Source organism: Streptomyces sp. NPDC052496 (genome assembly GCF_040679095.1).
Lineage (GTDB): Bacteria > Actinomycetota > Actinomycetes > Streptomycetales > Streptomycetaceae > Streptomyces.
Map to the genome: position 1 here is coordinate 73,958 of NZ_JBFAUH010000008.1, position 11,644 is coordinate 85,601.

Consider the following 11,644-nt stretch of genomic DNA (forward strand, 5'->3'; position numbering starts at 1 on the left):
GGCGGGAAAACGTAAACTTACTTGGCGGTAAAGGGGCGGGACGGAAGGGCAATTGGCGTGGGAACTGTGAAGAGCAAGCGAATGCCGCGGGCTGTACGGGAGCAGCAGATGCTCGACGCGGCCGTGCTGACCTTCGCGCGGCGTGGCTACCGGGCGGCCTCGATGGATGAGATCGCCGAGGTGGCGGGGGTGTCGAAGCCGCTGGTCTATCTGTACCTGAACTCCAAGGAGGAGCTGTTCAGTGCGGTGATCCGGCGGGAGTCGGCGGCGCTGGCGGCGGCCGTACGGGCCGCGGTGGAGCCGGACGCGCCCGCCGACCGGCAGCTGTGGAGCGGGCTCAAGGGATTCTTCGCGCACACGGCCGAACACCCGGACGGCTGGGCGGTGCTGCACCAGCAGGCGCGTACCCAGGGGGAGCCGTTCGCGGTCGAGGTCGCCGCGATGCGGGCGGAGATCGTCGAGTTCGTCACGGCGATGATCGGCGCGGCCGCCCAGGAGGCGGGCTGCGACCCGGAGCCGGCCGCGCGCGAAGTGTCCGGTCTGGCCCACGCCCTGGTGGGCGCCGCCGAATCGCTGGCCGACTGGGCCAACGGGCGCGGCAGCGAGGCGGCGCCGGGGGAGCGCCCGTCGGCCAAGGACACCGCGGCGACGCTGATGAACTTCGCCTGGGCGGGTCTGGGCCGGCTCATGGCCGGAGAGCGGTGGTCGCCGGGCGGGTGAGCACGGTCCTCCGGACCCGGCCCGCGAGCGTCATACGTCCGTGGACACCCGTCCCTCCAGGTGGAGGCGGGGACGGTCTTCAGGGCCGCCGCGCAGGTGGAACGTGCCGCCGGTGCGCGTGGTCTCGTAGGCGTACGTGACGGTGGCGGGCAGCAGCACCGGCGCGTGGAACTCCGCCGAGATGCGCAGCGTCGCCGTGCCCGGCAGCACCGCCTCGGCGGCGCAGCGCGCGAAGGTCCACATGCCGTGCGCGATGGCGCGCGGGAAGCCGAGCGGGCGGGCCGTGAGGGCGTGCAGGTGGATCGGGTTGTAGTCGCCGGAGACGGCGGCGTGGCGGCGCCCGAGGTCGGCGGGCAGGCGCCAGCGGGCGCGTACGGGGAGTTCGCGGGCGGCGGGAGAGGGTGGTGCGGGGCGCCGCCCCTCCTCGTCGTCCGCCGTCCGGTGCCGTGCCAGGTACGTGCTCCGGTCGTGCCACACCAGTGCGCCCGCGCGCCGCGCCTCGGTGGTCATCACGACCTCGGTGCCACGCCGGTGCGGCCGCAACGTCCCCGCGTACACCGTCAGTTCGAGCGTGTCGGTCGGGTGCAGCGGCGCGTACTGGGTGATCTCGATGCCGGTGTGCACCAGGCCGAGCATCGGCAGCGGGAAGTCCCGTGCGCTCATCAGCCGTGCGGCCAGCGGGAATCCGAGGATGTGCGGGTAGGTGACGGGCAGCGGTTCGGTGGCGTCGTACCCGCAGACCCGGGCGTACGTGGCGGCCCGGCCGAGCCCGATCCGTACGGCGGGCAGGACGAGGCGGGTGCGTGGCAGCGCGGCGTCCGGGCGCGGGTGCTTGCCGAAGCCGGTCAGCAGGCCTTTGGCCAGTACGGGCATCAGCCGTGGCGCGCGGGACAGGCCGGTGGTCGCGCCGCCCGGCGCGTCGGCCGCCATCAGGCGCCCGGCCGGTGCGGGGCGGGCAGCGGGCGGCCCGGACGAGGGGTGCGAGGGGCGCGGAGGGGGCCGGGGGCCGAATCGGCGGGAGGAAGACGGTGTTCGGGCATTGGCCAACTCCTGGTCCTCGCGTAAATTAACTCCGAAGTAAGGTTACTGTCGGGTCAGGTGTTGGTCGAGAGTGCGTGCCTGCGGGCCGCGCGCTGTCCACGGCCGCCGAACGGGCCTGCTCCTCCCGCCCGTCGGTCCTCGTCGGCCACCGCGCGAAACGCCCTGCGCCCACCGTGAGACGAGGAGCCGCTCGTGTCCAGTCAGCAACGGCAAGGCGGGCCGCCGGCGCCCGCGCTGGTGGAACCCCGCACGCTGGTACGGGACGGGGTCGTCCGCGAGGCGTCCGTACCGCCGCTGGTGGCGCCGGTGCGGACCGGTTCACTGGGAGACATCCCCTTCGACAACGCCGCGCAAGCGCCCGCCGAGGTGGTGCTGGCGCGCAAGAAGGCGGGGCGGGAGGCCGGGGGCGCGTGGCGGGACGTGAGCGCCGCCGAGTTCGCCGCCGAGGTGCTCGCCGTGGCCAAGGGGCTGATCGCGCACGGGCTGCGGGCGGGCGACCGGCTGGCCATCATGGCCCGTACGACGTACGAGTGGACGCTGGTCGACTTCGCCGCGTGGGCGGCGGGGCTGGTCACCGTACCCGTCTATCCGACCTCCTCGGCCCACCAGGCGCACTGGATCCTGCGGGACTCGGGGGCCGCGGCCTGTGTCGTGGAGGGCGTCGAGGAGGCGCGGCTGGTCAGCGGCGTACGGTCCGGGCTGCCCGAGTTGCGCCACCTGTGGCAGCTGGACACCGGCGCCGTACCGCAGATCGTGGCGGCCGGGCGGCCGGTGCCGGACGCGCTGGTCACCGAGCGGCGCGCGGCCACCGGTCCCGCCGACATCGCCACCCTCGTCTACACCTCCGGTACCACCGGCCGCCCCAAGGGCTGCATGCTGACCCACGGCAACTTCTTCGCCGAGGTGGACAACGCGATCGAGCTGCTGCACCCGGTCTTCCGGTCGGTCAGCAGCGAGCCCGCCTCGACGCTGCTCTTCCTGCCCCTGTCGCACGTCTTCGGCCGGATGGTCGCGGTCGGCTGTCTGCGCGCCCGGGTACGGCTCGGCCACGCGCCCAGCATCCGTACCGAGGACCTGCTCGCCGACCTGGCCGCCTTCCGGCCGACGTTCCTGCTCGCGATCCCCTACGTCCTGGAGAAGGTCTACAACACCGGCCGCGCCACGGCCGAGAAGCTGGGCCGCGCCGCCTCCTTCGACCGCGCCGCCGCGATCGCGCGGCGCTACGGGGAGGCCGTCGAGGCCCAGGAACACGGCACGGGCAGCGGCCCCGGCGTGGCGCTGAAGGCGGCCCGGCGGATGTACGACCCGCTGGTCTACCGCCGGATCCGCGCCGCGCTCGGCGGCAAGGTCCGCTACGTGATCTGCGGCGGCTCCCCGCTCGGCCGCCGGCTCGCGGCCTTCTACGCCGGCGCGGGCATCGAGATCTTCGAGGGGTACGGGCTCACCGAGACCACCGCGGCGGCCACCCTCACCCCGCCGCTCAAGCCCCGCATCGGCACGGTCGGCCGGCCGCTGCCCGGAACCGCCGTACGGATAGCGGAGGACGGGGAGGTGCTGCTGCGCGGCGGGCAGGTCTTCAGCGGGTACTGGGACGCCGAGCGCCGCGGGGCGCGGCCGGCCGCGGGCGTGGACGAGGCCGGGACGGTGGTGGGGGCGGAGGGGTACGGGCCGGGGCGCGGGGACGAGGCCGGGAACGGCGGCTGGCTGGCGACCGGGGACATCGGCGCCCTGGACGCGGACGGCTATCTGACCATCACCGGCCGCAAGAAGGAGCTGATCGTCACCTCCAACGGCAAGAACGTCGCCCCGGCGCCGCTGGAGGACCGGCTGCGGGCGCACCCGCTCGTCGGCCAGTGCATGGTCGTCGGTGACGACCGCCCGTACGTCGCCGCGCTGGTCACGCTGGAGCCGGAGGGGCTGGCGCACTGGCGGCAGATGCGCAGGAAGCAGCAGGTGCCGATGGCGGAACTGGTGCGTGACGAGGCGCTGCTGGCCGACATCCGGAGCGCGGTGGACGACGCCAACCAGCTGGTCTCACGGGCCGAATCGATACGCCGGTTCACCGTGCTGCCGGTCGACTTCACGGAGCAGGCCGGGCACCTCACCCCGTCGCTGAAGCTGCGGCGGGCCGCCATCGCGCGCGACTTCGACGCGGAGATCAAGGAGTTGTACGGGGGCGGGCCCGCGTCCTGATGCTCCGTTAACTGACCTCCGGGTAACCTCGTGGGTGCCCGGCACGGCAGACCGGAACCCCGTGTCACCTCTGTGGGGGAAGTGGCACGGGGTTCCTCGTGGTGCGGCCGGTCTGCGGGGACGGCCGTACGGTCAGCCGCAGTTGCCGTGCGCCGGTTTCCCGGCGAAGCGTCCCGCCAGCCAGTCGGCGGCCGGTACGGCGCCCGCGATCGCGCCCACGACGTGTTCACCCAGCGGAATCGCGGCCCACCGCACGTCGGCGCCCTTGGCGCACCAGTCCGCGCGCAGCTGCTTGCCGACGGCGTACGGGATCAGCTCGTCGAGCGTGCCGTGGTAGAGGAAGACCGGCGCGTCCGGCCTGCGCGTACCGAGGTCCGACTCGCGCAGCCGCTGCTGCCAGTCCGCCTCGTACAGCGGGTTCCGGACCGTGACGTCGGAGATCTTCTTGAAGGCACCGGCGATGGCGTCGATCGCCACGCAGTTCTTCCTCATGAAGTCGACGTAGTGCCGGCCCTTGGCATTGAGGTACTTGGCCAGGTCCAGTTCGGGGAAGGCGGCGTCCTGGCCGACGGCCGCCATCAGGATCAGGCCGGCGCCGACATTGCCGTTGTTGAAGTCGGCGACCTTGAGCAGGTCCGCCGGGACGCCGCCGGTCGCGGTGCCCTTGACCTTCAGTTCGGGCGCGTACGTACCGTGCAGCTCGGCCGCCCAGGCGGACGCCTGGCCGCCCTGCGAATAGCCCATGATCCCGACGGGGGAGTCCTCGGTGACGCCCGCCGCGACGGCGCCGGGCAGCCGCTGGGCGGCGCGGGCCGCGTCCAGGACGGCCTGCCCCTCGGCGCGGCCGACGGTGTAGGTGTGGTCGCCGGGCGTGCCCAGGCCCTCGTAATCGGTCACGGCGACCGCCCAGCCGCGGGCCGTGAGCTGCTGGATCAGGTTGGCCTCGGCGGTGGTGCCCTTGGGGAAGCCGGCCGAGGGCGCGCAGGTGTCGGCGAGGCCGACCGTACCGACGGCGTACGTGACCAGCGGGCGCGGCCCGGTGCGGCCGTCGTCCGGGACGATGACGGTGCCGGAGACGACGTTCGGGGCGCCCTTGGCGGTGGTCGAGCGGTACTCCAGGTGCCAGGCGCGGGTGCGGGTCGGCTGGCCGGGCAGCGGGTGGAAGGACGTGGGGGTGGCCTTGACGATGTCGCCGGGGCGTGCGCTGTCCGCAGCGGCGGAGGACGAGCTGAATGACGATACGGACGAGGCGTACGGGTCTGACGGGACGGGCGGTGCTGAGCGCGCGGTGGCCGTGGCGTTCGTGAGGCCGAGCGAGAGGGCGAGTGCCGTGGCGGCGGTGAGGGCGGTGGTACGCAGCGCACGGGTGGCCCGGGGTTGCACCATGCGGCTCTCCCAACGGTCCGGAGACGGGTCAGTTGGGGTGACCGTAGTGACTCCCGGGTAAGTACGGCGCTGACCGGGACGCTCAGCTTTGCTGACCCGGCCGAGCGCCCGCCGGCACCCCCGGCGGCGGGTGCAGCCGGTACGCGCCCGGCGTGGTCCCCGTCCACCTCCGGAACGCCCGGTGGAAGGCGGTGTCCTCGGAGAAGCCGAGCCGCGCCGCCAGCTCGGCGATCGGCTCCCGGCCCGCGGTCAGTGAGCTGATCGCCGCGTCCCGGCGTACCGCGTCCTTCAGGCGCTGGTACGAGGTCCCCTCCTCGTGGAGCCGGCGGCGCAGCGTCGCCGGGCTCACCGCGAGCCGCGCGGCGACCTCGGCCGCTTCCGGCAGACGGGCCGGGCCCGAGGCGCGCAGGGCGAGAGCGAGGGTGCGCCGTACCCGTTCGGTGACGGTCGTGCCGTACTCCCGGCGGCTGAGCAGGTCGGCGGGCGCCCGCCGCAGCAACGCCGTCAGCGCCGCCTCGTCCCGGACGACCGGCGCCGCCAGCCAGCGGGCGTCGAAGACCGCGGTGGTGCGCGGTGCCCCGAAGCGCACCGGGCAGCCGAAGAGCAGCGCGTACTCATGGGCGTGCGCGGGGGCGGGGTGGGTGAAGCAGGCGTGCCGCAGGGGGATGTGGCGGCCGATGAGCCAGCTGGAGAGCCGGTGCCAGATGATCAGCACGGACTCGGCGAGGAAGGTGCCTTCGGGGTACGGGCGCAGGTCGGTACGGACCATGAATTCGGCGGCGGCGGTGCCCGCGACGGAACCTGCCGCGCTCTCCACGGCGACCGCCATCTCCGGCCCGCCGGGAAAGAGCCCGTAGAACCGTACGGCCCGCTCCAGCGCCGTACCGAGGTCAGGGCAGCTCACGCAGGCGAGACCCATCATCGCGAAGGTGCCCCGGCGGCTGGGCAGCGGCCCGAGCCCCAGGAACTCGTCGCCCGTCGCCCGCTGCACCTCCTTGACCAGCCGGGCGAACCGGTCCGCGCCGATCCGCGCCCGCTCGTCCCCGAGCAGCGACGGGGCGATCCGCGCCGCCTGCAGCAACGGCACGATGTCCATGCCCGCCCGCCGCACACCACTGAGCACGGCCCGCACATGGTGCGCCGCGATGGTCGGCCCGGTCATGACCCTTCACGGTAGCCTCGGGCGGCGCGGAGGTCAGGGGGGCTGCACGGCCGTACTCGGCGTACAGGGCAGGAGGGCGCCGCACGGCCGTACTCGGCGCAAAACCGGCGGCGGGTGAAGGGATTGGCGAAGGGGACGGGGGAAATGGGCAGGAGCCCCGTCCCCTTCCCCGAAAGGAAGGAGCGGGGCTCCTTGGGTACTGCTAAGTCGACCGCGATCGGTCGGACCGGGCAACTCAGACCGGCGTGACGTTCTCCGCCTGCGGACCCTTCGGGCCCTGCGTGACGTCGAAGTTCACCTGCTGGTTCTCTTCCAGGGAACGGAAGCCAGTGGCGTTGATCGCAGAGTAGTGGACGAAGACATCCGGGCCGCCGCCGTCCTGGGCGATGAAGCCGAAGCCCTTTTCAGCGTTGAACCACTTCACGGTTCCGGTAGCCATAAGCCCTCCTTGGGCCAAAGGGTTGCCCTGCTCCAGAACCTGCGAGAAGTCTGAAAACTACAAAAGCCTGCGGCGTCACATGCTCCGCAGGCTCTGTACTGCAAGGGAAACCAAACTGCAACTTGCGCTGAGCGTAGCACGGGGCGCTTGTGAGGCGGAAGAGCCAAAGATCACGTTTAGCCGTGCGGTGTGGCGGCCACAGGAGCCCCCGCCGCGCCGTCCGGTACGGACCGGGTCTAGCCTCCGCATGTGGACAATTCAACCGTTGGAGACGCATCCGCAGGAGCCGCAGCCGACCACCGTCGCAGCCGGCCGCGGGTGGGCCACATCCAGTTCCTGAACTGCATGCCCTTGTACTGGGGCCTCGCCCGGACGGGCACGCTGCTCGACCTGGAGCTCACGAAGGACACCCCGGAAAAGCTCAGCGAACAGCTGGTGCGCGGCGATCTCGACATCGCGCCGGTCACCCTCGTGGAGTTCCTGCGGGCCGCCGACGACCTGGTCGCCTTCCCCGACCTGGCGGTCGGCTGCGACGGCCCGGTCATGTCGTGCGTGATCGTGTCGCAGAAGCCCCTGGAGGAGCTGGACGGGGCCCGGGTCGCGCTCGGCTCGACCTCCCGTACGTCCGTACGGCTGGCCCAGCTGCTGCTGGCCGAGAAGATCGGCGTCAGCCCTGACTACTACACCTGCCCGCCCGACCTCGGCGTGATGATGCAGGAGGCGGAGGCCGCCGTGCTGATCGGGGACGCGGCGCTGCGCGCGAACCTGCACGACGCGCCGCGGCTCGGCCTCCAGGTGCACGACCTGGGGGAGATGTGGAAGGAGTGGACGGGGCTGCCGTTCGTCTTCGCCGTCTGGGCGACGCGGCGGGACTACCTGGAGCGCGAGCCCGTCGTCGTGCGCAAGGTGCACGAGGCGTTCCTGGCCTCCCGCGACCTGTCGCTGGAGGAGGTCGGCAAGGTGGCCGAGCAGGCCGCGCGCTGGGAGTCCTTCGACGAGAAGGTGCTGGAGCGCTACTTCACGACACTCGACTTCCGTTTCGGCCCGGACCAGCTGCGCGGTGTGACGGAATTCGCCCGCCGGACCGGGGAATCGACCGGCTATCCGGCGGATGTGCGGGTGGATCTCCTGCAGAACCCGCGGGGTTAGTTCCGGCCCCGTGGTGCGGTCCCGGTTCCGGCGGCGAATTCCGCGCGTACGGAAGGTGTGCGCGAGCTGTACGGGAGCCGTGCGAAAAGCAGGCGAGATACGTGCATGAGACATATATGGCGCCTGCGGGAAGTGTGCGAGAGGTGTGCGAAAAGCACACGAAAGGCACGGTTGGCGCGTACGGAGATACGGAAGTCGTACGGGGGGCGTACGGAAGCCGTAAGGAATCCGTAGGGAAGCCGGACAGGAGCCGAACGGGAGTCGGACGGAAGTCCCCGGCATGGCGCCGGGGTCACCGGAAGTCGCCGGGGCCGCCGGAAGTCGCCGGGAAAAGCAAGGAAGGCGTACGGAATGCCCGGTCGGCCGGGCGGGCGGTGGGTCAGGGTGCGGGCGTCGGGCCCGGCATCACCTTGCTGATCCACTCCATCGATCCGTCATTCATGCCGCGGACGTACCCCCTGGCGTTGTGTCCGCCGTCCTGGATCACTTGAAGGCGGGTCTTGACCGGTCCCTTGCCGTATTTCTTCATGAACGACTCCAGCTTGGCCCGGCCACCCTCCTTGGTGCCGAGTTGGAAGGCGATGTGCACGTCCGGGGCCCCGGGCCGGGCGATCAGCTTCTTGGCCAGCTGCTCCGGGTCGTTGGCGCGCTGCTCCTTCTCGTGGCCGCGCCACAGCGGCGAGTCCGGACGGAGGTCCGGGCCGCTGGCGATCACGGCCTTGAACCGGTCGGGGTGCTGGAGCACCTGCTTGAGGCCCACGAAGGCGCCCGAGGAGGAGCCCATGAAGGCCCAGCCGTCCCGTGAGGCGAAGGTGCGGAAGTTGGCCTTGACCAGGTCGGGGACGTCGTCGGACATCCAGGTGCCCATCTTCGGCTGCCCCGGGATGTCGCTGCCGTCGTAGTAGTTCTTGTCGTCCGCGTTCAGGACCGGCATGACGACGATGAACGGCTTGCTCTTGCCCGACTTCGACCACTCGCTGATGCTGCTCTGCAGCTTCAGGTCGGTTCCCATCCAGTAATTGACCGGGTAGCCGGGGCCGCCGGGCAGCGCGATGAGGACCGGGAAGGCGCTCTTGGCGTACTTCTCCTCGTAGTACTCCTTGGGGGCCCACACCCAGACCTTGCCCGTGAAACCGGACTTCTTGCCGTGCAGCGTGGTCACGCCGATCTTGGTGCCGTCGTCGAGCGTGTTCGCCGTCCGGAACTCGGCCTGCGGGCCGGTGGGCATCCGCACCCGGGGGTCGGAAGCCCCGTCCGGGCCGGCGGAACCGCCCGGGCCGCCGTCCGGCCGGGGCCGGTCGAAGGACATCGGATCGCCGTTGTCGGAGAAGACGTCGAAGGCGTTCAGTACGGGCACGGCGGCCAGGCCGAGCACGGCGACGGCCGCGCCGAGCAGCCAGAGCCGCTTGCGCCTGCCCGCACGGCGGCGCGGGGAGCGGTGCACGCGGGCGGGGCCGTAGGCGGGGCCGTGCGGGGGCTGCTCGCCGGAAGGATGCTGCACGGAGGACTCCGGGTGGTGCGCTGCCCCGCAGGACAAGTCGGACGGTTGCTGGCGTTCCATCTCTTTGATGGCGAAAGCTGCTGTACGGGTTCACCGGACCGGGCATGACCTGGGTCATAGGCTGGGGCGTGATCCGGGCCGGCAGGGGGAGGCGAAGCCATGGAGCCGCTGGGGGCGGACGATCCACGCGTCATCGGCACGTACCGGCTGCTGGGCCGGCTCGGCGCGGGCGGCATGGGCCGCGTCTACCTCGGACGCAGCGCCGGCGGCCGTACCGTCGCGGTGAAGTCCGTCCACGCGCAGTTCGCCGCCGACGACCAGTTCCGGGCCCGCTTCCGGCGCGAGGTGGAGTCCGCGCGCCGGGTCGGCGGCGCCTGGACCGCGCCCGTCCTGGACGCCGACCCCGACGCCCCCGTCCCCTGGGTGGCGACCGGTTACGTGGCCGGTCCCTCGCTCACCCGCGCGGTCGAGGACTTCGGCCCGCTGGACGGCACCACCGTACGGGCGCTGGGTGCCGGCCTCGCCCGGGCGCTGGCCGCCGTGCACACCCACGGCCTGGTCCACCGCGACGTCAAACCGTCCAACGTCCTGCTCACCCTCGACGGCCCGCTGCTGATCGACTTCGGCATCGCCCGCGCCACGGACGGCAGCGCCGCGCTGACCGCCACCGGCGTCTCCGTCGGCTCGCCCGGCTACATGGCGCCCGAGCAGATCCTCGGCCAGGAGGTCACCGGCGCCTCCGACGTCTTCTCGCTCGGCGCGGTACTGGCGTACGCGGCCACCGGCGCCGGGCCGTTCAGCGGGGACAGCTCGGCGGCCCTCCTCTACAAGGTCGTCCACGGCGAACCGGAACTCGGCACGGCCCTCACGGACGGCCTGCGCGAGATCACGGCGGCCTGCCTGGCGAAGCGGCCGGAGGACCGGCCCACGCCGGAGGAGATCGTGCGGCGGCTGGGCGGCCCGGCGGCGGGGGACGGCGCGCCGGGCGGCTCAGCGGGGACGGACGGCGGCCCGTCGCGCGCCGGGTGGCTGCCGGCGCCGCTGGTCGAGAGCGTCAGCAGGCAGGCGGTGGAACTGCTGAACCTGGACGCGCGGGCGGCGGAGGGCGCGCAGGGCTCCGGGGCGGCCGGCGCTGTCCCGTACGGGAAGCCCGGCACTCCCGCGCACGGCGCACCCTCCGGCCTCGTCCCCTTCGACGTCCCGGCAGCCGCTCCGGCGGACGCCCCGTCCGGCCCGGGCACCGCGGCCCCGTCCGGCCCCGGCACCGCGGCCCCGGTCGCCTCCGGGCAGCACCCCACCTGCATCCCGCCCCGGCCCACCCCCCGACCCGACATCGCCCCTCCTTCCTGGCCCACCGCCGGCGCCGTCCCCACACAGCCGCCGAACCCGCCGGAAACGCCCGCCCCGCCCAGAGAACGCCGCCTCACCGTCAAAGGTGCCTTCGGTGGCGGTACCACCGGCCGACGCCGGATGAGCTGCACGCTCGTCCTGTCCGTGGCCGGTGCGCTGGCCGTCGCGACGACCGCCACGTTCGTCTTCCACCTGCTGCCCGGGCGGGACGGTGACACCGGCAAGGACGCCGCGGCGAAGCCGCCCGGCAGCGGACAGTCCCCGCCGCCCGGGGACGGCCGCCCCGCGAAGCCGGCCGTCCCGAAGCCGTTTCTCGGCACCTGGACCGGCACGGTCATCACCCGCCACGACATCCCCAACGGCACCATCACCAGCACCATCACTTCCGGCACCAAGGGCGACTACGTGGTCCACACCTCGTACGACTTCCTGATCGCCCGGTGCGCGGCCAAGGCGAAGCTGGTGTCCGCCACCGCCACCACGCTGACCCTCCGGGAGCGCACGGACGGCAAGCCGGGCCCCGGCTGTACGGGCGCCGAGGCGACCGTCACGTACACGCTCGGCAAGGACGGCACGCTCGCCTTCGCCTCCGACGACCAGGCAGGCGGCCGGCCCCGCGCGGCGATGCGCAAGACCGGCGGCTGACGCCCGCGCCGCCCGCCGCCGGGGTTGTCGTACCGCTGGCGTACGCTGGTTCGGTCGT

At 72.9% G+C, this 11,644-nt stretch carries 9 protein-coding genes; 4 read left to right on the plus strand and 5 right to left on the minus strand.

All coding sequences use genetic code 11. The features are described from left to right. Positions 1-57 precede the first annotated feature (57 nt). On the plus strand, positions 58-720 hold the full coding sequence (locus AB0L45_RS13265) for a TetR/AcrR family transcriptional regulator (protein ID WP_365839181.1): 663 nt from the start codon (positions 58-60) through the stop codon (positions 718-720). Positions 721-750: 30 nt separating this feature from the next. On the opposite strand, the gene AB0L45_RS13270 is transcribed toward AB0L45_RS13265, so the two are convergent. Continuing rightward, positions 751-1,593 (minus strand): MaoC/PaaZ C-terminal domain-containing protein, encoded by an 843-nt coding sequence (locus tag AB0L45_RS13270; protein ID WP_365839511.1) that lies wholly within the window; start codon positions 1,591-1,593, stop codon positions 751-753. A gap of 405 nt (positions 1,594-1,998) precedes the next feature. Between AB0L45_RS13270 and AB0L45_RS13275 the strand changes: the two genes are divergently transcribed. Beyond that, entirely contained in the window at positions 1,999-3,954 is a 1,956-nt protein-coding gene (locus tag AB0L45_RS13275) for an AMP-dependent synthetase/ligase (protein WP_365839513.1), read from the plus strand. A 132-nt stretch (positions 3,955-4,086) separates the two neighbouring features. Here the strand turns inward: AB0L45_RS13275 and AB0L45_RS13280 are convergent, their stop codons facing one another. From AB0L45_RS13280 to AB0L45_RS13290, 3 genes are all read right to left on the minus strand, one after another. Then, positions 4,087-5,340, minus strand: coding sequence for a lipase family protein (locus AB0L45_RS13280; RefSeq protein ID WP_365839182.1), 1,254 nt, complete (start codon positions 5,338-5,340; stop codon positions 4,087-4,089). Positions 5,341-5,422: 82 nt separating this feature from the next. Next, positions 5,423-6,502: an AraC family transcriptional regulator gene (locus AB0L45_RS13285; RefSeq protein WP_365839184.1), complete on the minus strand. Its 1,080-nt coding sequence runs from the start codon at positions 6,500-6,502 to the stop codon at positions 5,423-5,425. 235 nt (positions 6,503-6,737) lie between these two features. Continuing rightward, on the minus strand, positions 6,738-6,941 hold the full coding sequence (locus AB0L45_RS13290) for a cold-shock protein (RefSeq protein ID WP_031008279.1): 204 nt from the start codon (positions 6,939-6,941) through the stop codon (positions 6,738-6,740). 249 nt (positions 6,942-7,190) lie between these two features. Between AB0L45_RS13290 and AB0L45_RS13295 the strand changes: the two genes are divergently transcribed. Next, a complete protein-coding gene (locus tag AB0L45_RS13295; RefSeq protein WP_365839187.1) occupies positions 7,191-8,090 on the plus strand; it encodes a menaquinone biosynthesis protein in 900 nt (299 codons plus the stop codon). A gap of 379 nt (positions 8,091-8,469) precedes the next feature. Here the strand turns inward: AB0L45_RS13295 and AB0L45_RS13300 are convergent, their stop codons facing one another. Continuing rightward, positions 8,470-9,591: an alpha/beta hydrolase-fold protein gene (locus tag AB0L45_RS13300; RefSeq protein ID WP_365839189.1), complete on the minus strand. Its 1,122-nt coding sequence runs from the start codon at positions 9,589-9,591 to the stop codon at positions 8,470-8,472. Positions 9,592-9,750: 159 nt separating this feature from the next. Between AB0L45_RS13300 and AB0L45_RS13305 the strand changes: the two genes are divergently transcribed. Next, positions 9,751-11,586, plus strand: a complete 1,836-nt coding sequence (locus AB0L45_RS13305; protein ID WP_365839191.1) for a serine/threonine-protein kinase — start codon at positions 9,751-9,753, stop codon at positions 11,584-11,586. The last annotated feature ends 58 nt before the right edge of the window (positions 11,587-11,644 follow it).